Here is a 25110-nt window from a genome sequence, read left to right on the forward strand (position 1 = left end):
TGCGTCAGATTTGTTCAGGGGGCGTCGCCGCGATAGCAATTAGTTGTCGCTGGGACGCGATTTGTAGCTCAGCGCTCGACGAAGGCTTTTTCGATGACGAAATGGCCAGGCTGGCTATGGTTGCCCTCGACAAAGCCGCGCGCCGCGAACATCGCGTGGAGTTCCTCGAGCATCGCCGGGCTGCCGCACAGCATGATGCGGTCCGTTTCGATGTCGAGGCTCGCTTGTCCGATATCCTCGAAGAGCTGGTTCGAGGCGATCAGGTCGGTGATGCGGCCGCGATTCCGGAACGGCTCACGGGTGACGGTCGGGTAGTAGACGAGCTTGTCGCGGATCAAGGGGCCGAAGAATTCGTGATTGCGCAGGTCCTCGACGAGGTGCTCGCCATAGGCGAGTTCCGAGACCTGGCGGCAGCCATGGGCGAGCACGATGGTCTCGTAATTCTCATAGACGTCGGGGTCCTTGATCAGGCTGGCGAAGGGCGCCAGGCCCGTTCCGGTTGAAAGCAGCAGCAGGCGTTTTCCCGGAATGAGGTTGCCGGTGATCAGCGTGCCCGTCGCCTTGCGACCGACCAGGATGATGTCGCCTTCCCTTATCTTCTGCAGGCGAGAGGTGAGCGGGCCGTCCTGCACCTTGATCGAGAAGAATTCGAGCGCCTCCTCGTGATTGGCGCTGGCCATGCTGTAGGCCCGCATCAACGGTTTGCCCCCGACGTCCAGACCAATCATTGCGAACTGGCCGTTCTGGAAGCGGAAGCCGGGATCGCGCGTCGCGGTGAAGCTGAACAGGGAATCGGTCCAGTGCCTGACCGACAGAACCGTCTCCTTCTGAAATGCACTCATCGTCTCTCCTTGGTCATCGATGACGCGCAAGGTTTCGGAGAGAGGAGAGTCCGGCAATTCGGAAGTGAAATTCCCGGTCGATTAGTTTCACATTTCGCGTGGGTTGCTCGAAGAGCAGGCTCGCGATCGCGCCCGCACCGGCAATTAGTTGCTATTCGTGCGTTCCAGCCTCGACGTAGAATGAAGTCAGAGGTTCGTCATGACAATGACATTGGTGGCACCGACCGTGGCCGGCTACGAAGCCAGCGCCGATCTCGCTTCGCTCCTGGTCCGCACCGCGCAGGACGACGCGCTCAGCGTTTCTGCCGAAACACTCCGCCTCTCCTGCAAATGCGCCCATTGCACCCGCGCCCGCTTCGACGGGCGCTTCCCCAAGGCGTTTCCGGAGATTGCGATCACCGACATCGGCGATCTCGGCTATGGGCTGAACATCTCGTTTTCGGATGGGCACAACCGGGGGATATATCCGAAGTCGTATCTGATCAGCTTGGCTGAGCGGTAGCGACTACAGGCCGCGCCACAAACTCCGCTGTCATTCCCCGCGAAGGCGGGGAATCCAGTACGCCGCGGCCTCTCGGTTTCAAACGCTGACGCCACGGAGTACTGGATCGCCCCGCCCCTGTGCGCAATTGCGCACCAGGCGGGCATGACACCGGAGTAAACCTGGCACGGACATTGCTCCTCTTTAGAACGATTTGAACGTTCGGGAGGCAGGCGATGTTGCAGGCGGCGAATGCGGTGCGCGGGGCTGTTCCCGCAGCGATACGGCCTGCCGGCAGCTCCTCGCTACTGCTCACCGAGAACCAGCAATGGATCGGCGGTCCACCACCGTTGATGGACAAGCTTTCACCGCGCGAGCGGGAGTTGGTGCTGAAGCAGGGCCGCCGCAAGGTGCTGAACCGCGGCCAGACGCTGTTCAGCCAGGGCGGCAAGCATGACGGCATCTGGCTGATCGAGAGCGGCCGCATCCGCGTGTTCTACACCTCGCCACTTGGACGCGAAATCACGCTGGCCTATTGGCATGTTGGCAATTTCGTCGGCGGTCCCGAAGTGTTCGAAGGCACCGTGCATCAATGGTCCGGCGTTGCCTCCAGTAATTGCAGCGTCGTGCACCTGCCCGGAAAGGAACTGCGGTCCCTTGCTACAGAGATCCCGAACCTCGCGATTGGCCTGATCGAAGGCCTGACGTTCAAGGGCAAATGCTATTCGGCGCTGGCCCAGATGCTGGGGACGCGGTCGATCACGCAGCGTCTCGCCCATCTCTTGCTGCATCTCGTCGAGCTCTACGGCGTCGAGGATGCCGACGGCACGGTGATCGCCGCGGCCTTCACCCACGCCGACATCGCCCACATGGTCGGCGCCACCAGGCAATGGGTCACGATCAGCCTGAAGCGGATGCAGGAGAGGGGAATCGTGCTGACCAAACGGTCGCAGATCGTGGTCTGCCGGACCGACATTCTGGAGGAGATGCGCGGCCAGGCGGGGGATTGAAGGGGGCCCGCGACCATGGCCGGTGCACAGGCAAGCGGCTTTATAGTGCAGGACTGCCCAAGGAGTATGCAATCAGCTTTTCCCGGCAACTAATCGACTGCGGCGGCTACTCCGGATTTGCCCTGCCTGCGCCCTCCCCCAATCATGGCACCCACAGCACATCCAACCGAATGAGGATGAGAATGGTCCGCCATCTTCCCACGCTCTCGATCGCGATGTCGGTGACGTCGCTGGCGCTGCTCGTCACCCAGCCGGCTTCTGCGGAAACCGTCAAGCTCGGCATCGGAACGCAGGATACCACGACCAACACGGTGACCGCAGGCGTCGTCATCCGCCAATTGCAACTGCTCGAGAAGTACCTGCCGAAGGACGGCAAATACGCCAACATCAAGTTCGAGCTCGAATGGCAGAACTTCACCTCCGGTCCGCCCGTCACCAACGCGATGATGGCGAACAAGCTGCAGATCGGGATGATGGGCGACTATCCGCTCATCGTGAACGGGTTCACCTTCGAGAGCAATCCGGAGAGCAAGAGCCGCCTCGTCGGCATCGCCGCCTACAGCCTGTCCGGCTCGGGCAACGGCCTCGTCGTCCACAAGGACTCACCCTATTACGACCTCGCCGATCTCAAGGGTAAGCTCGTCAGCGTGCCTTTCGGCTCCGCCGCGCACGGCATGGTGCTGAAAGCGATGCAGGATCGCGGCTATGCGTCCGATTTCTTCCAGCTCGTCAGCCAGAGCCCGGAGGTCGGCTCGACCAATCTGCAGGAGAAGAAGATCGACGGGCACGCCGATTTCGTCCCCTTCGCCGAGCTGTTACCGTTCCGCGGCTTCGCGCGGAAGATCTTCGACGGCGTCGAAACGAACTTGCCGACCTTCCACGGCATCGTGGTTCGCACCGACTTCGCCGAAAAATATCCCGAGGTCGTCGTCGCCTATTTCAAGGCGCTAATCGCCGCCAATCAGTGGCTGCGCGCGGATCCCAAGCTGGCCGCCGAGAAGATCCAAGAATGGACCGGCATCAACAAGGAGGTCGTCTACATCTTCTTAGGGCCCAGCGGCAATATGACGACCGATCCGACGATCAAGCCGGCGCTGATCGATGCGGCCACGACCGACGTCAAGGTGCTGCAGAATCTCGGCCGCATGAAGGAGTTCGATCCGAAGAAATGGGTCGACGACAAATACATCCGCAAGGCCTATGCTGAAATGAAGCTCGACTACGACGCCCAGCTCGCGAGCACCAACAACTATGAGATCTCGGGCGAGGACAGCTTCTGCAAGAAGCCCATCACCGATCCGCGCAAGGCGGGCGAGGTCTGGGTCGACGGTGCCGGCATCATGCCCTTCTCGTCCGCCAGCTGCACGCTCGGCGCCTATGCCGACTACAAGGCCAAGGGCAAGAAGATCAACGTCGCCTATGTCTTCGATACCACGCGCGGCATCAAGCTGTTCGCCGATCAGGCCTTCTTCGCGGTCGGCAATAGCGAGATCGCCCCGTTCCTGCTGAAGAAGGACGCCGAAGCCTACGCCGCCAAGATCAGCGGCAAGGTGCTCGGCTTCGATGATGCGATGAAGGCCGCCGTCGGCGGAGGCAAGACGTGAGCAGCCCCGCCCTCGTCAGACAGCCCGAGGACAGCATGCCGGCAACAGCACTTGCTGAGGCGGGTTCCGCGCCCGCCGCCATCATCCCGCCTACGACGCCGCCTTCCTTCGGCACACTCGCCTTGCGCTGGTACCGGCTCAATCGGGCAGGTCTGCGGGCGACCGCGATCGGCATCGTCTCGCTGCTCGCGTTCCTGCTGGTCTGGCATCTGCTCACGACCTATCGGGTCGTGTTCTTCGTGCGCTTCACCAACGTGCCCTCGCCGCTCGCGGTCTATGACAGCTTCATCAAGGCGATTCACGATCCTAAATTCCTGATGCACATCCTGCTCAGTTGCCGGCGCATCTTCATCGGATTCTCGCTCGCGGCGATCGTCGGCGTGCCGCTCGGCCTAATAATGGGGCGCTTCAAGCTGGTGCATGAGGTGATTTTCCCGGTGGCCGAAGTGCTGCGGCCGATCCCAGCGATCGCCTGGGTGCCGATGGCGATCATGCTGTGGCCGACCAACGAGCAGAGCATCGTCTACATCACCTTCCTCGGTTCGTTCTTCCCGATTCTCGTCAACACCCTGCACGGCATGTCGCTGGTCGACCCCGTGCTGGTACGCGCCGCGCAATGTCTCGGCGCGCGCGAACGCTCGATCTTCCGGGAGGTCTATTTCCCAGCCTCGCTGCCGCACATCTTCACCGGCCTCACCGTCGGCATGGGCGTCGCCTGGGTGTCGCTGATCGCGGCCGAGATGATCTCCGGTCAGTACGGCATCGGTTACTTCACCTGGGAGGCTTATTCGCTGGTCCAATATGCCGACATCGCGCTCGGCATGATCGCGATCGGGGTGCTCGGCCTCGGATCGAGCCTGCTGATCCGGGGCGCGGGGCAATTGGTGATGCCGTGGAGATCGACATGAGCGAGGTGCTAGCGAACAGCCCAAAAGGCCACATCGAAGTCAAGAACTTCTCCCTCGCCTACGAGACCATCGAGGGCGCGGTGCAGGCTGTCACCGACACGCAGATCCATGTGCGGCCCGGCGAGTTCGTGTCGATCGTCGGCCCGTCCGGCTGCGGAAAGTCGACGCTGCTCAATGCCGTCGCAGGCTTCCTCAAGCCGACGACCGGTGTAGTTACCGTCGACGGCGAGCGGGTAAACGGTCCGAGCGCCGAACGCGGCATGGTGTTTCAGCAATATTCTCTTTTTCCGTGGAAGACCGTGCGCGAGAACGTCGAGTTCGGCCTAAAGATGCGCGGCATGCCGCGCTCGCAGCGCGAACGCGCCGCGCGCACGCTATTGGGGCTTGCGGGACTCGAAGCGTTCGAAAAGCATTATCCGGAAAAGCTCTCCGGCGGCATGAAGCAGCGCGTCGGCATCGTCCGCGCGCTCGCGACGGGACCGAAAGTGCTGTTGCTGGACGAGCCCTTCGGCGCGCTCGACGCGCAGACGCGTGTCATCATGCAGCAGATCCTCACCAATATGTGGCAGCGGCTGAAGATCTCGGTGCTGTTCGTCACCCACGACATTGACGAAGCCATCTTCCTGTCCGACCGCGTCTATTGCATGACCGCGCGGCCGGGCTCGATCAAGGCGGAGATCCCGATCCCGCTGGAGCGGCCGCGGCAGCAATCGATGATGATGTCGTCGGAATTTTTGGCGCTCCGCCGCGGGCTGATGTCGCTGATCCGCGAAGAGAGCCTGAAGGCGATGGGCGGCGAGATCAACGACTTGGGCATGCAGGGGCTGAACATCGAGCTGCACGGCCACTCGCTCGCGGACGTACTTTAGCTCACTCCGCCCACCTGCGGGGAGAGGAGTGCGAGAGCTTCGCGCCCGGAACTTGAGCCAGTCTCGTGGGGTGGGCCAAGCGAAGCGTGCCCGCCATTCTTCCTCTCATACAGAACTCGTGGGCACCGGGGCTTAGCGCCTTCGGCCACCCTACGGCAGCTTCGCATCCATCACTTGAACCAGTGCACCAGCGCGATGCTGATCCCAAGCAGCAGCATCAGCGACAGCGTCACGGCCGCTGTCACCCGGCCGCCGACATTGGCGAGCACGCGCACGTCGACGCCAAGGCCGAGGGCGGCCATCGAGACCACCGTGAGAAAGCTCGTGATCGTCGTCACGGGGCCAACCACCGTTGCCGGCACGATCTCCAGCGAGCGTAGGGTCGCAAGCGCAAGGAAGCCGAGGATGAACCAGGGGACCAGGCGGAAGAAGCCGACGCTGGTTTTCCTGGCATCGCTCTGCCAGCGCGAAGCGACCAGCGACAGGCCGACGACGACCGGGCCGAGCATCAGGACACGCATCAGCTTCACCAGCGTGCCGATCTGGGTCGAGACGAGACCTGCCGGCACCGTCGCGGCGAGCACCTGCGGCACTGCGTAAACGGTGAGCCCGGCGAGAATGCCGTACTGCGTTGCGGACAATTGCAGCAGCGGGATCAGCAGCGGCAGGCCCAGCACCATCATCACGCCAAGGATCGCCGTAAAGGAGATCGACGATGCAATCTCGTCGTTGCTGGCGCCGATGATCGGCGCCACCGCGGCGATGGCGGAATTGCCGCAGATCGAGTTGCCGCAGGCGATCAGGATCGACAGCCGCGTCGACAGGCCGAGCAGCCGGCTGAGGCCGAAGGAGACGCAGAGCGCGACCACGACGACCGCGGCGATGGAGGCGAGCAGCGCAATGCCGGAAGCCGCGATCGCGGCAAAGCTGATGGAGGCTCCAAGCAGCATCACCGCGACTTCCAGCAGTTGCTTGGCGCTGAAGGCGATGCCGGCCTGCCACCGCGGGGCCGGCTTCCAGAAGCTGCGCACCGCCATGCCGAGCAGGATCGCCATGACCAGCGCCTCCACATAGGGGTGCTCGAACATGCCCAGTTCGGCCCGCTCGAGCAGGGCCGACACACCGGCCACGAGAACGCAGAGGAGGATGCCCGGAATCAGCGCCGCAATGCGGCCCGCGGCGGTGACCGGCTTGGTATCGGCCGGGCTGGATGCTTGATTCTGCGACACAAATCTCTCCCGAAGGAGAAAGATTTATACGCACCGCGACCCGATTGGGAAATATGTTTTCGACATATCAGGGCCGAGAGAAGTTCTGTCCTCGGACCGAAATAAACGGACTCAGAAGATCAGGTTCTTGGCCAGCGAGGCGACGCGGCCGAAACCGTCATAGATGCCGGGCTCGAAGAAGGCTGCACGGGCCAGCACGATGCCCGCGACCAGCGACCAGAACAGGGTGGTGCCGGCCCGCAGCAGGAGCTTCGAGGCGCGCGACTTCGGCTGTGTGTCCGTTGCGGACACCAGTTGCTCGCCGAAGGGCTCAAATCCAGTGCGTTCCATGGCTGCCGATCCACCAATTTCTGGCGGAAATGTCGTCGTTTCGGCTGCAAACAGCAATGGAAGCGATTGGCGTTTTTGTCCTCGGAAGGGGAAACTCCTTCCTCCTGACAAGACCGCGGCAATAGTTTTCTTCTTTCCGCCTATTTGGACACCGCCGCTCCGGTCACAACGCCTTCACTGCGTCGGGATTCCCCGGGGACTCGGGAGCGCGGCGGCAGCGCCATCTTCCAGTCGGTTGATGGCGCCGCACCGACGATGGCCCATCTCGCTACGCCGCCAGTCCGCTCTCTACTGGCGCAAACTCCAGCCCCAGACTCTCCGCCACCGCCTTGTTCGTCACCCGGCCGCGATGCACGTTGAGCCCGTTGCGCAGATGCGGATTCTCCAAGACCGCGGCAAAGCCCTTGTTCGCCAGCATCAGGCCGAACGGCAGCGTCGCGTTATTCAGGGCTTGGCTCGAGGTCACCGGCACGGCTCCCGGCATGTTGGCGACGCAATAGTGAACGACGCCCTCGACCTCGTAGGTCGGCTCCGCGTGCGTGGTCGGGTGCGAAGTCTCAAAGCAGCCGCCCTGGTCGATCGCGACATCGACCAGCACGGCTCCCGGCCGCATCGATTTCAGCATCGCGCGCGTGACGAGTTTCGGCGCGCTGGCGCCGGGCACCAGCACTGCACCGATCACGACGTCGGCGGCGAACACCTCGTCCTCGACCGCCTCGATGGTGGAGAAACGGGTGCGTACGCGTCCAACAAACAGATCGTCTAGTTCGCGCAGGCGCGGGATCGAGCGGTCGATCACGGTGACTTCAGCACCTAAGCCGGCGGCCATGCGTGCCGCCTGCGTTCCGACCACGCCGCCGCCGAGCACGACGACGCGTGCCGGCTGCACGCCGGGCACGCCGCCGAGCAGCAGGCCGCGGCCGCCGCTGGAGCGCTTGAGCGCGGCGCCGGCGGCCTCGATGGCGAGGCGGCCGGCGACTTCGCTCATCGGGGCGAGCAGCGGGAGGTGACCGCGCGCGTCCGTGACGGTTTCATAGGCGATTGCGGTGCAGCCGGAAGCAAGCAGGCCCTTGGCCTGCTCGGGATCCGGTGCAAGATGCAGGTAAGTAAAAAGGATCTGGCCTTCGCGAAGCTGAGCCCATTCGCTCTTCTGCGGCTCCTTCACCTTCACGATCATGTCGGACTTTGCAAAGATCTCGCGAGCGGTCTCGGCAATGGACGCCCCTGCCCGCCGGTACACCTCGTCGGACGCACCGATGCCGCTGCCGGCGCCGCTCTCGACCGTCACCTGGTGCCCGGCGGCAACGTATTCGCGGACCGCACCTGGGGTGAGCCCGACCCGATATTCCTGCACCTTGATCTCCTTCGGGACTCCGACGCGCATCTTGATCTCCCTCGCCAATGCTTTGATTCCATTGTTGATCGTAGCGAGAGGGTCGGTTTGGTTTCGTGCAAATATCCGCTACCTTGGCAGCGCCCGCGCCGGTTTCCGGCGCGAAATGGTCCTTTGACGCTGGAAACTAAACCTTGGCCCTCGACCGGAAAGACCTCGCCATCCTCGCGGAACTCACGACCAATGCGCGAGCCAGCCACACCGAGCTTGCCAACAAGATCGGCTTGTCGAGCACGGCGCTGGCGCGGCGGCAGAAGGCGCTGGAGGATGACGGCTACATCCAGGCCTACCAGGCCGCGCTCGACCTCGGCCAGTTCGGCCTTACCACCACGGTGCTGGTTCGCATCGCGCTGGAGAGCCAGAGCGACGAGGCACTGAAGGCGTTCGAGGCAGAGGTGACGAAATGCCCCTCTGTCGTGCGCTGCTTCCTGATGTCGGGGACGGACGACTACATCCTGATCGTGCTCGCCCGCGACATCCAGGATTTCGAGCGCATCCATCGCACCGAGCTGTCCCGCCTGCCCCGCGTCGCGCGGGTGCAATCGAGCTTCGCGCTGCGCGAGATCGTCAACCGCGCGGTGCCGACCGTGGTGTTCGGCGAGACGAAGCGCTGATCTCGTAAATCCAATCGGGAGAACCGGTCGGGAACCAAGCAACCCGTCATCCGTTGGGCGCTATCGGCCAGCGGCGGCAACGCAGTATCGCGTCATTTGCACAATTTGCCCGGCTCGGCCTTTCCGCAGGGAAATACACCATGGCCGACCTCACGATCCCCGAACGCATTTCGATCAACCTCGTCGTCAATGGCGAAAGCCGCGCGCTCGAGGTCGCGCCATGGACCACGCTTCTGGATGCGCTGCGTGACCGTCTGGAGCTGACCGGCACCAAGAAAGGCTGCGATCACGGCCAATGCGGCGCCTGTACCGTGCTGATCGACGGAAGACGGGTCAATTCCTGCCTGACCCTGGCCGTCATGAAGGATGGCGCCGAGATCACGACCATCGAAGGCTTGGCAAAGGACGGCACGTTGCATCCGCTGCAACAGGCCTTCATCGACCACGATGCCTTTCAGTGCGGTTATTGCACGCCGGGACAGATTTGCTCTGCCGCTGGCCTGTTGGCCGAAGGCCGTGCGCGCGATGCGGATGAGATCCGCGAACTGATGAGCGGAAACCTCTGTCGCTGCGGTGCCTACCCCAACATCGTGGCTGCGATCGAGCAGGCAATGAGCCGGTCATGAACAACTTCCAATATTCCCGCGCAAGCGATGTTGCCGACGCCATCCGCCTGCTCGCCGCCGATCCCGGTGCGAAGTTGATCGCCGGCGGCACCAACCTGATCGATCTGATGAAGGAGAACGTCGAACGGCCCTCGCGCCTGATCGACATCTCCCGCCTGCCGCTCCGCGACGTCGAGGAGACAGCGGACGGCGGTCTGCGCATCGGCGCATTGGTGCCGAATTCGGACCTCGCCTACCACCCGTTGATCGAGCAGCGCTATCCCCTCCTTGCCAGCGCCATCCTGGCCGGCGCCTCCGCGCAACTGCGCAACATGGCCTCGGTCGGCGGCAATCTGATGCAACGTACGCGCTGCCCCTACTTCTATGACACCACGACACCCTGCAACAAGCGAAGCCCCGGCACGGGCTGCTCGGCCCTCGATGGCCTCAACCGCAACCATGCCATCCTCGGCACCAGCAACTCCTGCATCGCGACCAATCCATCCGACATGAGCGTGGCGCTGGCCGCGCTCGGCGCGCTTGTGCATATCGCACGCCCCTCGGGGCAGCGCACCATCGCGTTGACGGATTTCCATCGGCTTCCCGAGGACAAGCCTCACCTCGATACCAATCTCGGCAGCGGCGAGATCATTATCGCCATCGAGCTGCCGCCGAACGGCTTTGCCCGGAACTACAGCTATCTGAAGATCCGCGACCGGCTGTCCTACGCCTTTGCCCTGGTCTCGGTCGCGGCCGCGCTCGACCTGGAGGGCAACGCGATCGGCGAAGCGCGCCTTGCGCTCGGTGGCGTGGCCCACAAGCCCTGGCGAAGCCTCGAGGCGGAAGCCGCATTGCGCGGTCAGGCGGCAACACCGGATCATTTCGGGCGCGCCGCCGACCTGCTGCTGCAGGGAGCGATGGCACGCTCCCACAACGGGTTCAAGATCGACCTGGCGCGCCGAGCCGTCGTGCGTGCGCTGATGCAGGCCGCAAGCGCCACGCCGCAATCACAAGCTCACAAGAAGATCGCATGAGGACCCGATGAACGGCTATGTCGGAACACCAACGTCGCGCGTCGACGGCCGCGCCAAGGTCACCGGGGCCGCCAAATATGCCGGCGAATTCGCAGCAGACGGTCTGCTTCACGGCTTCGTCGTCGAGGCCAGCATCGCGCGTGGGCGCATCGCTCGTCTCGATACCAGCGAGGCGCTGAAGGTGAAGGGCGTGGTCGACGTGCTCACGCATGAACATCGGCCGCCCCTCGCCGACAAGGACGAAGCCTGGAAGGATGAGGTGGCGCCGGAGAAGGGCTCGCCGTTCCGGCCGCTCTATGACGACAGGATCAAGTTCAACGGCCAGCCGATCGCACTAGTGGTCGCGGAAGACTGGGAGACCGCAAAGTTCGCCGCGACCCGCGTTCGCGTCGAATATGAGCAGGAGGCGTTTTCGACCGATCTCGAATCCGAACGCGGCAAGGCCGAGAAAGTGGATCAACCGCACAAGCCGCGTGGTGATGCCGCAGCAGCCCTGACGCGCGCGGCCGTGCGCCACGAGGCGGATTACGTCATTCCGACCGAGCACCACAACCCCATGGAGCTCTTCGCGACGACAGCCGTCTGGAACGGCAGTGGCGGGCTCACGGTCTACGACAAGACGCAGGGCGTCCAGAACGTCCAGAAGTTTCTCTGCAGTGTTTTCGGCAAGAAACCGGACGACATCCGCGTGATCTCGCCCTATGTCGGCGGCGCCTTCGGCTCGGGCCTGCGGCCGCAGCACCAGGTGGTGCTGGCAACCCTTGCCGCGCTCGCACTGAAGCAGTCCGTCCGCGTCGTGCTGACGCGGCAACAGATGTATGGCCTCGGCTATCGTCCCATGACCATCGAGCGCGTTGCGCTCGGTGCAAAGCCGGACGGCACGCTCGATGCGATCACCCACGAAGCCGTTGCCGTGACCTCACGTTATGAGGATTTTTCGCGCAACGATACGGGCTGGGCCGAGCAGCTTTACAAGAGTCCCCACAGCAACTTTTCGCATAAGCTGGTCGAACTCGACGTTTCGACGCCCTGCGACATGCGCGCGCCGGGTGCGGCAACGGGCGTCTGCGCGCTCGAATGCGCCATGGACGAACTGGCCGTCGCGCTGAAGCTCGATCCGGTCGAGCTGCGCCTGAGGTGCTACTCGGATCGCGACCAGAGCGAAGGCCTGCCCTACACCAGCAAGCAGCTGCGCGAATGCTACGCCCGCGGCGCGGAAGCTTTCGGCTGGAGCCGGCGCAATCCGGCACCGCGCTCGATGCGCGACGGCAAGGAACTGGTCGGCTGGGGCATGGCGACTGGGATGTGGGAAGCGCTGCAGATGCCGGTCGCCGTCCGCATCGTGCTGACGGCCAACGGCCATGCCGAGGTCTCCTGCGCCGCGTCCGATATCGGCACCGGCACCTACACGATCGTTGCGCAGGTCGCGGCCGATGCCCTCGGGCTGCCGATCGAGAATATCAGCGTCCGGCTCGCCGATTCGACCTTGCCGCAAGCCCCCGTCGAGGGCGGCTCCTGGATGGCGGCATCAAGCGCGCATGCGGTCTTGGGAGCGGCCGAAGAGATTCGCTGGGAGCTCGCACGTCTTGCCAAGGCCATGCCGGGCTCACCGCTCGCTGACCTCGACGCCGCCAACGTCACCCTGACTGACGGCATGATCGCCAGCAGCGACGGTCGCGGGGCCGCTGTCTCGATTGCGGATGTTATGCGCCACAGCAAGCTCGAGCGGATCGAAAAGGAGAAGCTCAACCAATTCGCGGAGGATAAATCGCATGCCCGCAACACACATTCGGCGGTCTTCGCGGAGGTGAAGATCGACGAGGAGCTGGGAATTATCCGCGTCACCCGGATCGTGAATGCGGTCGCGGCCGGGCGCATCCTGAACACCAAGACCGGCCGCAGCCAGATCATGGGCGGGGTGGTCTGGGGTATTGGAATGGCGCTGCACGAGGAAACGGTGATGGATCACCGCTTCGGCCGCATCATGAACGCGAATATTGCCGAATACCACATTCCCGTGAACGCCGATGTCCACGACATCAACGTGATTTTCGTCGACGAGCCCGACGACCACATCAACCGGTTGGGCATCAAGGGTCTCGGCGAAATCGGCATCGTCGGCGTCCCGGCCGCAATTGCGAACGCCGTCTATCATGCCACGGGCAAACGCATCCGGCGTTTCCCGATCACGCTGGACAAACTGCTGGATTGAGGCCACAGGCCCTCGACCCTTCCTTGGCTCCCGGCTCTTGTCATCCAACTGTCATCGAATGTGTCGAGAGCTGTATCGCCTGCACATTCGGGATCCGACATGGACTATTTCAAGCGCTTCAACTTCCTGTTCGCCGCACCTGTGTTCGACGCCGACGATCTCGAAGGCGTCCGCTTCAACCAGATCATCGAGGAGATCCAGCGCTCCGGCTTCGAAGTGGTCCGGGCCCGCAAGCTGGAGGATGCCGAGATGGCGGTGCAGACCGACGCCGCGATCGGCTGCATGGTGGTGGACTGGGGCAAGAAGGGCCTGGAGGGCAAGACCTCGGCGCTGATCAACCTGATGCGCCGCCGCGGCCTCGACTTCCCGATCATCCTCCTGATCCGCCGCAAGCGGTTCGAGGATTTGCCGGTCGAGGTGCTCGATTTCATCGACGGCTATGTCTTCCTGTCCGAGGAGACTCCAACCTTCATCGCCAAGAACCTGATCAGCCGTCTGAAGCAATATGCCGAGACGCTGAAGACGCCGTTCTTCGGCGCGCTGGTCGACTATGCCGAGGAAGGCAACCAGCTCTGGACCTGCCCGGGCCACAATGGCGGCGTGTTCTACAATCGCAGCCCGATCGGGCGCGTGTTCGTCGAGCATCTCGGCGAATCCGTGTTCCGCGACGACCTCGACAATTCCGTGCTCGACCTCGGCGACCTCCTCACCCATGAGGGCCCGGCGCTGAGGGCGCAGAAGGAAGCGGCGGCGATCTTCGGTGCGGAAAAGACCTATTTCGTGCTCAACGGCACCTCGACCTCGAACAAGGTCGCGCTGGGCGCCCTCGTCACCGACGGCGATCTCGTGCTGTTCGACCGCAACAACCACAAGGCCGCCCATCACGGCGCGCTGATGATCAATGGCGGCATCCCGGTCTATGTGCCGACCGTTCGCAACGCCTGGGGACTGATCGGCCCGATGCGCTGGGACCGGCTCGAAGAGAAGAGCTTGCGCGAGGCGATCCGCAACCATCCCCTGGTGAACGATCGCGACGCTTGGCGCAAGGAGCGACCGTTCCGTGTCGCCGTGGTCGAGCAGTGCACCTATGACGGCTCGATCCACAGCGCCGAGATGATCATCAAGCGTATCGGCCACCTCTGCGACTACATCCTGTTCGACGAGGCCTGGGCCGGCTTCATGAAATTCCACCCGCTTTATGCCGGCCGCTTCGCCATGGGGCTGGTAAATCTCTCGCCCGACGCCCCCGGCATCATCGCGACGCAGTCGACCCACAAGCAGCTGGCAAGCTTCTCGCAGGCCTCGCAGATCCACATCAAGGACCGCCATATCCGCGGCCAGAAGCGTCGCGTCGAGCACCGCCGCTTCAACGAGAGCTTCATGCAGCACGCCTCGACCTCGCCGTTCTACCCGCTGTTCGCCTCGCTCGACGTCGGCGCACAGATGATGAAGGGCCGCTCCGGCGAAGTGCTGTGGGACGACACGATCCGGCTCGGCATCGAGCTGCGCAAGAAGATCCGCGCGATGCGCCAGGAGTTCGAGGAGAAGGAGCAGAACCCGGATCGCCGCTGGTTCTTCGAGCCCTTCGTTCCCGATCGCGTCGCCATTGCCGATGTCAGCCGTCCCGGCGCGGCGCATAACGTCGCCTGGGAGACTCTCTCGACCGACGAGCTCGCCACCAACCCCGCGCTGTGGCAGCTCTCCCCGGATACCAACTGGCACGGCTTTCCCGATCTCGCGGAAGGCTTTGCCATGACCGATCCGAACAAGCTGACGCTGCTCACGCCCGGGTTCGATCGTGCGACGGGAGCTTATGCCGAGCACGGCATTCCCGCGCCGGTCGTCGCGCAATATCTGCGCGAGAACCGCATCGTCCCCGAGAAGAACGACCTCAACTCCCTGCTCTTCCTGCTCACGCCCGGCGTCGAGGCGAGCAAGGCGGGCACGCTGATCTCCGGCCTCGTCGCGTTCAAGCGACTGCACGACGACAATGCGCTGCTCGCCGACGTCATCCCCGAATTCTATCAGAGGCGGCAGGCGCGCTACGCCGGTGCACGGCTGCGTGACCTCTGCGGCGAGATGCACCGTTTCTTCCGCACCGCCGATGTCAGCGCGCTCCAGGCGCGGCAGTTCATGCCCGAGCATATGCCCGAGATCGCGATGTCGCCCCGCGATGCCGCGCGATATCTGTTCAAGAACGACGTCGACTACCTCCCGATCGAGGCGATCGCCGGCCGAATCGCGACCACGCCGTTCGTGGTCTACCCGCCCGGCATCGCCACCATCGTGCCCGGCGAGCGGCTGACGGAACGAGCCAAGCCCATGATCGATTATCTCAAGATGTTCGAGACCTGCTTCAACACATTTCCGGGCTTCGACGTCGAGATCCAGGGCGTCTACAAGGAGGTCGATGCGAATGGGCGCATCGGGCTCTACACTTATGTCGTGACCGAGTAGGTGCCGATGAACGAAGCAGCTGCGCGCGCGAGCGATGAACCCGTCCTGGTTCGGCCATCACGCGAAAGCGACATCGAGGCGATGCTGTCGATCTACCGCCATCACGTCCGCAACGGCGTGCCGCGCGATGTCGCAGGTACCGGTGCGCCAGAGCCGGACGATCTGCGCGACCGGCGCAAGAACCTGAAGCAGACCCGCCTGCCGCATCTGGTGGCGACCTGGCGCGGCGAGGTCGTCGGCTATGCCTATGCCGTGCTGTTCCGCAAAAGGCCGGCCTATCGATACACCGCCAAGCACTCGATCTACGTCCATCACGCCCATCTCGGCCGCGGGGTCGGACGGCTGTTGCTGCAGGAATTGATCGACGCCTGCGCGGCGGCCGGCTTCCGCCAGATGATCGGCTATATCGATGCAGATAACGCGGCCTCGCTGGCGCTGCACGAGCGGTTCGGTTTCGCACGCGCCGGCCTGCTCAGCGGCGTTGCCTATCGCCACGGCCGCTGGTCCGACACCGTCATGGTGCAACGCTCGCTCGGCGCGGGGACGACGACGCCCCCGCCCGTCACGGCACCCGGGCGCTAGTCGCTACGACGGAAAGTCGGCGGGTCTGACATGGATGCGGTCGGCATGCAGTGACCAGTGATGCAACGCCTGGTCCTTGCAGAACCTCGCTTTCGCCCGTTCCCTGGCCTCGTCCTCGTCGGCGGCGTCGATCTCGAGCGTGCCCTGGCAGACCTCGCATTGCCGGCCGTATTCGCCGAGCACGTCCTTCATGAACCTGACGACATAAGTTGACATGGGACCTCCCTGCCTGCCCGCCGGCACTCTAGTCCCATTTAGGCCGGACGGGGAAAGGAGATTTTGACGCGGATCAAGGCTTGTCCAGTCCCGGCGGAAGATTCGTTGCGGAACCTGCCGCGCGGGTTTATGGGCAAATGCCGGTCGCCAATGAGGAACTTACCTTGCACTTTGCCTCCGATACCGAAGTCACGAAGGCTCTGACCTTTCCGATCCTGATTGCGGCCCTCGAAGAAGCGCATCGCCGGCCGAAGATGGAGGTGCTGGACGCCTTCCTTGGAGACGAGAGGGGGCAATACGTCATCCGCAGCGCCGTCGATCCCGGCCGATACATGGCCAGCAAGATGTTCACCAGCTTTCCAGCCAATCTGGCCGAAGGCAGGATGCCGGCGGTGCAGGCCGTGTGCGTGCTGTTCGACGGCACCAACGGCCGGCCGCTGGCGGCGATGGACGGGACCGAGATCACGCATTGGCGCACCGCAGCCGACTCCGCGTTGGCCACGAAACTGCTCGCCCCGCCCAATCCCGAGACGCTGCTCTGCGTCGGGGCCGGCGAGATGTCCGAATGGCTGATCCGGGGTCATCGCACCGTGCGGCCGTCACTGGAGCGCGTGCTGATCTGGAATCGCAGCCCGGACCGGGGCGTGGATCTCGCTCAACGCTTGGCGAAGGCCGGCATCAAGGCGGAAGCAATCACGGATCTCGACGCCGCGACGCGCGAGGCCGATGTCATTACCACCTGCACCCGCGCGCATCAGCCGCTGATCAAGGGCCGCAATCTGCGGCCGGGCACGCATCTGGACCTCGTCGGCGGCTACACACCGCAAACCCGGGAGGCTGATGACGAGGCGGCCAAGCGCTCCCGCGTCTTCGTGGACCGGCGGGAATCCGCCTTCCACGGCGTCGGCGACATCCTGCAGCCGATCGCGAGCGGCGCGATCAGCGAGGCGGACGTCCTCGGCGACCTCTACGACCTCGTCGGCGGCCTTGTGCAGGGGCGAACGTCACCGTCCGACATCACGTTCTTCAAGAACGCGGGCGGCGGCCATCTCGACCTCATGACCTGCGAGGCCGTGTTCCAGCAGCTCGGCGCAAAGCTGGGGTAGTGGCCCAGGCTGGCGAGACACGGCCGACGTCAGCCCTCACGCCTTGATGTCGAGGAGCGTGTCTTGCGTCTCGGCGTAGGCCTGAATGACCTTCGCATTGGCAACGAAGCTGTATTTTGCGGTCACCAGCTGAGCGAATTCGCTAGCAAGATCGACATTCGGCGCTGCCACCAGGCCGTCCTGGTTTGCGAAGGGAGCGCTCGGGTCGGATTGCGCGGTATAGCTCGGCGATACCGTCGATACGGTCGCAACCGTACCGCCCGGCGTCGAACCGCTCGACTGGGAGACCTGATCGACCCGCAAGGGCACGTAGGCTGCAGGAAACGTTGGAGCAATGCCCGCACCGGCCGATGCGCTCGACCCGCCTGACGCGGGTAGTGGGCCGGTCGTGCTGATGTTGGCGATATTGCTCGCCGCCACGTTCACGCGCAAACTCGCCGCAGAAAGTCCGGATGTCGCAATCGAAAGTATGCTCATGCTCCCTGATCTACAGGAGAGGTCATACGCGTTCATTCACGCCATCAGTAAAATCCACGGCTCTCCGTTTTCATCCTGATAACCAAGGATCGGCGCGCGACTGGGCTTCGCGCGCCCTACCCCGGCGTCACGCCAAAAGCCTGCTTGAAGCGCTCGGCATAGCGCGGCCAGGCTTCGGGATTGATGATGCGCGGCGGGCGCTTGCCGTCGAGCACATCCAGCACCTGCTCGGCGGCGATCCGGCCCATGTTCTGGCGCGCCTCGATGGTGACGCCTGCCGTGTGCGGGCTCGCCAGCACGTTGTCGAACTGGAGCAGCGGATGCTCCGGCGGCGGCGGCTCCTTGGACCAGACGTCGAGGCCGGCACCGGCGATGCGCTTGTCGCGCAGCGCCTGCAGCAGCGCGTCCTCGTCGTGGATGAAGCCGCGTGCGGTGGTGATGAAATAGGCATGCGGCTGCATCAGCGCGAATTCGCGTGTGCTGATCAAGTTGCGGCTGCCCTTGTTGAGCGGGCATGAGATCGAGACGAAATCGGCGCGGCGCAACAGCTCGTCGAGCTCGACCTTCTCCCCGCCCCGCTCGGCCATCACCTCGGCCGACAAATACGGATCGTAGGCAAGCACTGTCATGCCGAGCAGGCCCTTGCACAAGGCGGCGATGCGCCGGCCGACATTGCCGAGGCCGATGATGCCGACGGTCTTGCCCTCGACCTCGTTGCCGACGAGATCGTTGCGGTTCACGTCGCGCTCGCGGCGCAGCCGGCGATCCGACTGGATGATGCGCTTGGACAGCGTCAGCATCATCGCCAGCGCGTGCTCGGCGACCGAATGGGCGTTGCCGCCGGACTGGTTGACGACTACGACGCCTGCCTCCGTGCAGGCCTCGACGTCGACGGGATCGAAGCCGGCACCGTTGCTGGAGACCAGCAGCAAATTCGGCGTCCGCTTCAGGAAGGCGGCATCGACATGGAAATGCGGGGCGAGCTCATCGCGGGCGGCGCCGACCTGGTAGACGTGGGCAGCGCCGAGGAGCGGGCCATAAACATCCTCAGGGCTTCCATTTTCGATGCGATCGACCCGCACGTCGGACCGCGCCTTCAGGATGTCGATATAGATCGGATTGGCCAAATAATTGGAGTAGACGACGCGCTTGTTGTTGACGGACATCAGGACCCTTCCGGCTCGTTCGCGGGAGATCCGCACGGTCAGCGCGATGCGCGCCCTCCTATGCCCCCTCCCGTGTTCTGGTTGTCGCCGCTTATGCCATGGCGGTGCCGGCCACGGCAGGCCTGCTGGCGCAGATCAAGGTGACGGCGCGGACATGTTGACAATCCCGCTGCCCGCGTCAAGTTCGGCAGACCGCCGCGACGGCAAGAACCAAGAAGCATGCGCGGCCCCAGGGAGAGCGCGATGGCGATTGCGGAACAGCAGCCGCAGGGGAGCAGCGACGGAAGCTGGCACGGCATCGTCCTGCAAACCTTGAAGCGGAACGAGATCAACCTGATCCCTTACGTGCCGGACCGCGTGCTGACGCCGCTGATCAAGAACCTGCACGCCGATCCCTTCTTCACCACTTTCGCGACCGCCCGTGAGGAAGAGGCCGTCGGCATCGTCGCCGGCGCCTGGATGGGCGGTCGGCGCGGCGCAGTGCTGATGCAGACCTCCGGCTTTGCGACGCTCGCAAACGTGCTGGCCTCGCTCGCAGTGCCCTACCAGATTCCGCTGATCATGCTCGTCTCTGAGCGCGGCACGCTCGGCGAATTCAACTACGGCCAGTCCCTGGTCTGCCGCACCATGCGACCGGTGCTGGATTCGCTGGCGCTGGAGCATCACACCATCACCCGGCTCGACGAGCTCGAATTCATCGCCGACCGCTCGATCAAGCAGGCCGTCACCACGCAGGCGCCGGTGGCGTTGATCCTCAACCCGCTGCTGACGGGCGGCAAGGTCTTCGACAAGTGAGGCCGACGGTGAACACTGGCAACACCAAGGTGATGAACCGCTTCGACGTCACCTCGCGGCTGATCGCGAAGCTGAAGCACGAGGAAGCCGTGATCGGCGGCATCGGCAACACCAATTTCGATCTGTGGGCCGCCGGCCACCGCCCGCAGAACTTCTACATGCTGGGCAGCATGGGACTCGCCTTTCCGATCGCGCTCGGCGTGGCGCTGGCGCAGCCCGACCGCCGCGTCTTCGCGCTCGAAGGCGACGGCTCGCTCCTGATGCAGCTCGGTGCGCTCTCGACGATTGCAGCCTTGAAGCCGAAGAACCTCACGATGATCGTGATGGACAACGGCATCTACCAAATCACCGGGGCGCAGCCGACGCCGGCAGCGAACGTTGCCGACATCGTCGCCATTGCCATTGGCTCTGGTCTTGCGAGCAGCGCCTGGGCCGCGGACGAGGAAGATTTCGAGCGGTTGGTCGACGACGCCATGGCCGCTTCCGAGCCGAGCCTGATCGCGGTCAGGATCGACGACAAGCCCGGCGTGGGCACCACCCGGCGCGACCCCGTGCAGATCCGGGAACGGTTCATGCATGGCCTCGGCGTGCGCGATCCGCTTTAACATTTTTGTCATTAACTACACGGCGATCTGATACGAGCCTCGCGACAACCCGACCAAATTCGTGCTAAGCGACCCGGATGTTCATTCGTACCTTTGCCTGGCTGCTCGCCGCTGCCGTTACGTTCGCCACCCTCGGTCCTCCCGGCCTTCGCCCCCATTCCGACCTCGGTCAGGACGGCGAACATGCGCTTGCCTTCGTCATGGTGGGATTGGCCTTCGGCCTCGCCTATCCACGCCGGCGCCTGCTGAGCGCAGCGGCCGCGGTCGTCCTGATCGGCGTTCTCGAGCTGATGCAATTTTGGGCACCCGGCCGTCACGCGCGGCTGGTGGATTTTTTGGTCGATGCTGCCACCGCGTGCCTCGGCTTTGCACTCGCCGCCGCCGCAGACCGGCTACTCTCGCGCTTTCGCACCAGCTCCGCCATGACAAGCGAAGGCCCCGCGGAGTGATGCTCCGCAGGGCCCTGCTCAGCACAAAGAATTGCGTCGATCAGTCGATGATCTTGACCACGCGGCGTGTGCGCGGCTCGACGATCACACGGCGATCGTTCACGACCGCATAGCGATATTCGGTGTAGTTCGGCACCGGCCGCAGCACCACGGTCGGAGGCAGCGGCTCGCCGACCACGACGCGCTCCTGGACCACGACGGAGTCGCTGCGAGGAATTCCGCCGAGGACCGCATTCGGAATTTCGAGACCGGCGCCGACGGCTGCACCCACGGTGCCGCCAACCATTGCACCGATCGGGCCGCCGATGTCGCCACCTGCACGCGCGCCGTCCCTGGCGCCCTGTTCGGTCGTCGACTGAGCAAAGGCTGCGCTCGACGCCAGCAGCGACGCTGCAGCCAACGTAATCGCAAGACGGGTTTTCATGGTGTTTTGTCTCCAGTGATTGTCCTGCGCCTTCAACCCGCGGGGCCGGAGCATTGTTCCGGTTCCCCTGCGACGAAAGATGCATCACTGGACAGTGTTACCGCGTAACAGTTCAGGCCCTGGCGATCTCATGCCCCGCCATCAGTTCCAGCGCCCGCACCATGGCGGAGTGATCCCAGGCCTTGCCGCCATGTGCGGTGCAGGACGAGAACAATTGCTGCGCCACCGCCGTGCTCGGCAGCGACAGGCCGAGTGCACGCGCACCTTCGAGCGCGAGATTGAGATCCTTCTGGTGCAGCTCGATGCGGAAGCCAGGATCGAAATTGCGCTTCACCATGCGCTCGCCATGCACCTCCAGAATTCGCGAGGACGCGAAGCCGCCCATCAGCGCCTTGCGCACCAGCGCGGGATTCGCACCGGCCTTGGATGCGAACAACAGGGCCTCGCTCACGGCTTCGATGGTGAGCGCGACGATGATCTGGTTGGCAACCTTTGTCGTCTGCCCGTCGCCGTTGGCGCCGACATGCGTGACGTTCTTGCCCATCTTGTCGAAGATCGGCTTCATGGTGCCAAAAGCCCGCTCCGGCCCGCCGACCATGATGGTGAGGCTCGCCGCCTTGGCGCCGACCTCCCCGCCCGACACCGGCGCATCGAGATAATCAGCGCCGAGCGCCTCGATCTTTTTTGCAAACTCCTTCGTCGCCAGCGGCGAGATCGAGCTCATGTCGACGACGATCTTGCCCTTGGAGATGCCGCTGGCGACACCCTCCTTGCCGAACAGCACGGCCTCCACATGCGGCGTATCCGGCACCATGATGATGACCGCGTCCGCCTGCTCCGCGACCTTGCTGGCGGATGTGCAGGCGATGCCGCCCGCGGACATCAGCTCTGGCGCGATCGGCGCAACGTCATGCAGGAGAACGCGATGGCCCGCGGCCAGGAGATGGCCGGCCATCGGCCGTCCCATGGTGCCAAGTCCGATGAAGCCGATGTTGGTCATGTTTGATTTCTCACAGTTGAAGTAGCAAAATTCATCCGCGCACTCGGTGCACCTCTCCCGCTAGCGGGAGAGGGAGCGCACCGCCGACGTGGCAATATTCTCAGGTCTCAAACGTCTGTGCCGCATGCCACGACAGGCCCTCCAGCGTCGTGGTGCGCGGCTTGTATTCGCAGCCGATCCAGCCGCGATAGCCGATCGCGTCGAGGTGGCGGAACAGGAAGGGATAGTTGATCTCGCCGGTGCCGGGCTCGTGACGGCCGGGATTGTCGGCAAGTTGGACGTGAGCAATCTGAGGCAGATATTCCTGCATGGTGCGGGCGAGATCGCCTTCCATGATCTGCATGTGGTAGATGTCGTACTGGATGAAGAGGTTGTTCGACCTCACCTCGGAGATCAGCTGCACCGCCTGCTCGGTGCCGTTGAGGAAGAAACCGGGAATGTCGAGCGTGTTGATGGGCTCGACCAATAGCTTGATGTTCTCTCGCGCCAGCGTCGAAGCTGCAAAACGCAGATTCCCGACCAGCGTCTCCCGAAGCTCGTGCGGATCGGCGTCGACAGGGGCGATGCCGACGAGGCAGTTGAGCTGCTCGCAATCGAGCGCCCTGGCATAATCGATCGCGCGGAACACGCCGTCGCGGAATTCGGCGATGCGGTCGGGCAGGATCGCAATGCCGCGCTCGCCCCCCGCCCAGTTGCCGGCGGGGAGATTGTGCAGCACCTGCGTCAAGCCATGCGCCTCGAGCTGCTCGCGCAGCTGCGCCTTGTCGAAATCATAGGGGAAGAGATATTCGACCCCGGCAAAGCCCGCCGCCTTCGCCGCCGCAAAGCGGTCGAGGAACGGCATCTCGTTGAAGAGCATGGTGAGATTGGCGGCAAATTTCGGCATGGTGCTTCTTCCCCTATTCCGCCGGCTGCAGCACGCGCGTGGTCTCGACTTCGTCGAGCGGAAGGTCCAGCACCTCCTCGAACTCGACGATGTTGTCGATCTCCGTGCCCATCGCGATGTTGGTGACCCGTTCGAGGATGAACTCGACCACCACAGGCACGCGGTGCTTGGCCATCAATTCGCGGGCGGTCGCAAACGCTGCCTGCGTGTCCTTCGGGTCGGTGACGCGGATGGCCTTGCAGCCGAGGCCTTCGGCGACCGCGACATGGTCGACGCCGTAGACGCCGATCTCGGGCGCGTTGATGTTCTCGAAGGAGAGCTGGACATGATAGTCCATGTCGAAGCCGCGCTGGGCCTGTCGGATCAGGCCGAGATAGGAATTGTTCACGACGACGTGGATGTAGGGCAGATTGAACTGCGCGCCGACCGCGAGCTCCTCGATCAGGAACTGGAAATCGTAGTCGCCGGAGAGCGCGACGATCTCGCGCTCCGGGCACGCCGCGCGCACGCCGAGCGCGGCCGGCAGCGTCCAGCCGAGCGGCCCCGCCTGCCCGGCATTGATCCAGTTGCGGGGCTTGTAGACGCCGAGGAACTGCGCGCCGGCGATCTGCGACAGGCCGATCACGGTGACATAGGTGGTGTCGCGGCCGAACGCCTTGTTCATTTCCTCGTAGACGCGCTGCGGCTTGATCGGGACGTTGTCGAAATGGCTCTTGCGCAGCATCGTCTTCTTGCGGTCGCGGCAGGCCGCAGGCCACGCCTGGCGCTCGCGGAGCCTGCCTGACCGCCGCCACTCCCTGGCGACGGCGACGAACAGTTCGAGCGCGGCCTTTGCGTCCGAGACGATGCCGAGATCGGGATTGAACACGCGCCCGATCTGCGTCGGCTCGATGTCCACGTGAACGAATTTGCGACCCTTGGTGTAGGTCTCGACCGAGCCGGTGTGGCGGTTGGCCCAGCGATTGCCGATGCCGAGCACGAAGTCGGACTCCAGCAGCGTGGCATTACCATAGCGGTGGCTGGTCTGGAGACCCACCATGCCGGCCATCAGCACGTGATCATCGGGGATCGCGCCCCATCCCATCAGCGTCGGCACGACGGGTATGTTGGCGATTTCGGCGAACTCGACCAGCAGGTCCGAGGCGTCGGCGTTGATGATGCCGCCGCCCGCGACGATCAGCGGCCGTTCGGCGGCGTTGAGCATCTCCAGCGCCTTCTCGACCTGCTTGCGCGTCGCGGCGGGCTTATAGACCGGCAGCGGCTCGTAGGTCTCGTCATCGAATTCGATCTCGGCGAGCTGTACGTCGAGGGGCATGTCGATCAGCACCGGCCCCGGCCTGCCTGAGCGCATTACGTGAAAGGCTTGGCTGAACACACGCGGCACCAGCGCCGGCTCACGTACCGTCAGTGCCCACTTCGTGACAGGCTTTGCAATCGACTCGATGTCGACCGCCTGGAAATCCGCCTTGTAGAGCCGCGCGCGCGGCGCCTGCCCCGTAATGCAGAGGATCGGGATGGAATCGGCGATCGCGGAGTAAAGACCGGTGATCATGTCGGTGCCAGCCGGCCCGGAGGTGCCGATACAGACCCCGATATTGCCGGCCTTGGCGCGTGTATAGCCTTCGGCCATGTGCGAAGCGCCCTCGACATGGCGCGCCAGGATGTGGCGGATCGAGCCGCGCTTCTTCAGCGCCGAGTAAAGCGGATTGATTGCAGCGCCGGGAACACCGAAGGCCGTCGATATACCTTCCTTCTCCAGGATACGCACGGCCGCATCGACAGCTCGCATCTTCGCCATATCGGACCTCGCTCAAAT

Annotated in this window: 26 protein-coding genes; 15 read left to right on the top strand and 11 right to left on the bottom strand. The window is 64.0% G+C overall.

Going from position 1 to position 25110, the window contains the following annotated elements; translation table 11 throughout:
- Window positions 1-68: 68 nt before the first annotated feature.
- On the bottom strand, window positions 69-842 hold the full coding sequence (locus I6F17_RS24320; protein WP_225124793.1) for a ferredoxin--NADP reductase: 774 nt from the start codon (window positions 840-842) through the stop codon (window positions 69-71).
- 205 nt (window positions 843-1047) lie between these two features.
- Here I6F17_RS24320 and I6F17_RS24325 point away from each other — a divergent pair, with 205 nt between their 5' ends.
- From I6F17_RS24325 to I6F17_RS24345, 5 genes are all read left to right on the top strand, one after another.
- Complete coding sequence (locus I6F17_RS24325) at window positions 1048-1344, top strand: gamma-butyrobetaine hydroxylase-like domain-containing protein (RefSeq protein ID WP_225125049.1); 297 nt, start codon at window positions 1048-1050, stop codon at window positions 1342-1344.
- A gap of 215 nt (window positions 1345-1559) precedes the next feature.
- The gene (locus I6F17_RS24330) at window positions 1560-2333 is read left to right on the top strand and encodes a Crp/Fnr family transcriptional regulator (protein WP_225124796.1); all 774 of its coding nucleotides are present in this window, start codon (window positions 1560-1562) and stop codon (window positions 2331-2333) included.
- Between the two features lie 182 nt (window positions 2334-2515).
- Window positions 2516-3937 carry an ABC transporter substrate-binding protein gene (locus I6F17_RS24335; protein ID WP_225124798.1) on the top strand — a complete coding sequence of 474 codons (1422 nt, stop codon included), beginning with the start codon at window positions 2516-2518 and terminating at the stop codon, window positions 3935-3937.
- A gap of 35 nt (window positions 3938-3972) precedes the next feature.
- Entirely contained in the window at window positions 3973-4845 is an 873-nt protein-coding gene (locus I6F17_RS24340; RefSeq protein ID WP_225125050.1) for an ABC transporter permease, read from the top strand.
- Window positions 4842-5714 carry an ABC transporter ATP-binding protein gene (locus I6F17_RS24345; protein WP_225124800.1) on the top strand — a complete coding sequence of 291 codons (873 nt, stop codon included), beginning with the start codon at window positions 4842-4844 and terminating at the stop codon, window positions 5712-5714. The genes I6F17_RS24340 and I6F17_RS24345 overlap by 4 nt, the downstream gene beginning before the upstream one ends.
- Window positions 5715-5884: 170 nt before the next feature.
- On the opposite strand, the gene I6F17_RS24350 is transcribed toward I6F17_RS24345, so the two are convergent.
- The 3 genes from I6F17_RS24350 to ald form a co-directional block, all read right to left on the bottom strand.
- Complete coding sequence (locus I6F17_RS24350) at window positions 5885-6943, bottom strand: putative sulfate exporter family transporter (RefSeq protein ID WP_225124803.1); 1059 nt, start codon at window positions 6941-6943, stop codon at window positions 5885-5887.
- A 111-nt stretch (window positions 6944-7054) separates the two neighbouring features.
- The gene (locus tag I6F17_RS24355; RefSeq protein WP_225124805.1) at window positions 7055-7273 is read right to left on the bottom strand and encodes a hypothetical protein; all 219 of its coding nucleotides are present in this window, start codon (window positions 7271-7273) and stop codon (window positions 7055-7057) included.
- Between the two features lie 268 nt (window positions 7274-7541).
- The gene (gene ald / locus I6F17_RS24360; protein WP_225124807.1) at window positions 7542-8657 is read right to left on the bottom strand and encodes an alanine dehydrogenase; all 1116 of its coding nucleotides are present in this window, start codon (window positions 8655-8657) and stop codon (window positions 7542-7544) included.
- Between the two features lie 143 nt (window positions 8658-8800).
- On the opposite strand from ald, the gene I6F17_RS24365 reads away from it, so the two are divergent.
- The 6 genes from I6F17_RS24365 to I6F17_RS24390 all read left to right on the top strand — a co-directional run bounded on the left by I6F17_RS24365 (window position 8801) and on the right by I6F17_RS24390 (window position 16170).
- Window positions 8801-9280, top strand: coding sequence for an Lrp/AsnC family transcriptional regulator (locus tag I6F17_RS24365; protein WP_036035057.1), 480 nt, complete (start codon window positions 8801-8803; stop codon window positions 9278-9280).
- 140 nt (window positions 9281-9420) lie between these two features.
- Window positions 9421-9906, top strand: coding sequence for a (2Fe-2S)-binding protein (locus tag I6F17_RS24370; RefSeq protein WP_036035059.1), 486 nt, complete (start codon window positions 9421-9423; stop codon window positions 9904-9906).
- Complete coding sequence (locus I6F17_RS24375; RefSeq protein WP_036035061.1) at window positions 9903-10919, top strand: xanthine dehydrogenase family protein subunit M; 1017 nt, start codon at window positions 9903-9905, stop codon at window positions 10917-10919. Before I6F17_RS24370 ends, I6F17_RS24375 begins: the two co-directional genes overlap by 4 nt.
- Before the next feature lie 7 nt (window positions 10920-10926).
- On the top strand, window positions 10927-13131 hold the full coding sequence (locus I6F17_RS24380) for a xanthine dehydrogenase family protein molybdopterin-binding subunit (protein WP_225124809.1): 2205 nt from the start codon (window positions 10927-10929) through the stop codon (window positions 13129-13131).
- A 99-nt stretch (window positions 13132-13230) separates the two neighbouring features.
- Entirely contained in the window at window positions 13231-15588 is a 2358-nt protein-coding gene (locus I6F17_RS24385) for an Orn/Lys/Arg decarboxylase N-terminal domain-containing protein (protein ID WP_036023350.1), read from the top strand.
- Between the two features lie 6 nt (window positions 15589-15594).
- Window positions 15595-16170: a GNAT family N-acetyltransferase gene (locus tag I6F17_RS24390; RefSeq protein WP_225124812.1), complete on the top strand. Its 576-nt coding sequence runs from the start codon at window positions 15595-15597 to the stop codon at window positions 16168-16170.
- A 3-nt stretch (window positions 16171-16173) separates the two neighbouring features.
- Here I6F17_RS24390 and I6F17_RS24395 read toward each other — a convergent pair whose 3' ends face one another.
- A complete protein-coding gene (locus tag I6F17_RS24395) occupies window positions 16174-16386 on the bottom strand; it encodes a hypothetical protein (RefSeq protein WP_036005605.1) in 213 nt (70 codons plus the stop codon).
- Between the two features lie 164 nt (window positions 16387-16550).
- On the opposite strand from I6F17_RS24395, the gene I6F17_RS24400 reads away from it, so the two are divergent.
- Window positions 16551-17492, top strand: a complete 942-nt coding sequence (locus tag I6F17_RS24400; protein ID WP_225124814.1) for a dehydrogenase — start codon at window positions 16551-16553, stop codon at window positions 17490-17492.
- 36 nt (window positions 17493-17528) lie between these two features.
- Here the strand turns inward: I6F17_RS24400 and I6F17_RS24405 are convergent, their stop codons facing one another.
- Both I6F17_RS24405 and I6F17_RS24410 read right to left on the bottom strand, forming a co-directional pair.
- Entirely contained in the window at window positions 17529-17969 is a 441-nt protein-coding gene (locus tag I6F17_RS24405) for a flagellar basal body protein (protein ID WP_036005608.1), read from the bottom strand.
- Between the two features lie 116 nt (window positions 17970-18085).
- Window positions 18086-19135, bottom strand: coding sequence for a hydroxyacid dehydrogenase (locus tag I6F17_RS24410; RefSeq protein ID WP_225124816.1), 1050 nt, complete (start codon window positions 19133-19135; stop codon window positions 18086-18088).
- A 243-nt stretch (window positions 19136-19378) separates the two neighbouring features.
- Between I6F17_RS24410 and I6F17_RS24415 the strand changes: the two genes are divergently transcribed.
- The 3 genes from I6F17_RS24415 to I6F17_RS24425 all read left to right on the top strand — a co-directional run bounded on the left by I6F17_RS24415 (window position 19379) and on the right by I6F17_RS24425 (window position 20984).
- Window positions 19379-19930, top strand: coding sequence for a thiamine pyrophosphate-binding protein (locus I6F17_RS24415; protein ID WP_036005614.1), 552 nt, complete (start codon window positions 19379-19381; stop codon window positions 19928-19930).
- An 8-nt stretch (window positions 19931-19938) separates the two neighbouring features.
- Window positions 19939-20535, top strand: a complete 597-nt coding sequence (locus I6F17_RS24420; RefSeq protein WP_225111779.1) for a thiamine pyrophosphate-dependent enzyme — start codon at window positions 19939-19941, stop codon at window positions 20533-20535.
- A gap of 77 nt (window positions 20536-20612) precedes the next feature.
- Entirely contained in the window at window positions 20613-20984 is a 372-nt protein-coding gene (locus I6F17_RS24425) for an antibiotic resistance protein VanZ (RefSeq protein ID WP_036005619.1), read from the top strand.
- A 40-nt stretch (window positions 20985-21024) separates the two neighbouring features.
- Here I6F17_RS24425 and I6F17_RS24430 read toward each other — a convergent pair whose 3' ends face one another.
- The 4 genes from I6F17_RS24430 to gcl all read right to left on the bottom strand — a co-directional run bounded on the left by I6F17_RS24430 (window position 21025) and on the right by gcl (window position 25092).
- Window positions 21025-21408, bottom strand: a complete 384-nt coding sequence (locus I6F17_RS24430) for a DUF1236 domain-containing protein (RefSeq protein WP_036005622.1) — start codon at window positions 21406-21408, stop codon at window positions 21025-21027.
- Between the two features lie 112 nt (window positions 21409-21520).
- On the bottom strand, window positions 21521-22408 hold the full coding sequence (locus I6F17_RS24435; RefSeq protein ID WP_225124817.1) for a 2-hydroxy-3-oxopropionate reductase: 888 nt from the start codon (window positions 22406-22408) through the stop codon (window positions 21521-21523).
- Between the two features lie 100 nt (window positions 22409-22508).
- Entirely contained in the window at window positions 22509-23294 is a 786-nt protein-coding gene (hyi, locus tag I6F17_RS24440; RefSeq protein WP_057030057.1) for a hydroxypyruvate isomerase, read from the bottom strand.
- A gap of 13 nt (window positions 23295-23307) precedes the next feature.
- Window positions 23308-25092, bottom strand: a complete 1785-nt coding sequence (gene gcl, locus I6F17_RS24445) for a glyoxylate carboligase (RefSeq protein WP_225124819.1) — start codon at window positions 25090-25092, stop codon at window positions 23308-23310.
- Window positions 25093-25110 lie beyond the last annotated feature (18 nt).

This window comes from Bradyrhizobium sp. NBAIM18, from assembly GCF_020193825.1.
Classification (GTDB): Bacteria; Pseudomonadota; Alphaproteobacteria; order Rhizobiales; family Xanthobacteraceae; genus Bradyrhizobium; species Bradyrhizobium yuanmingense.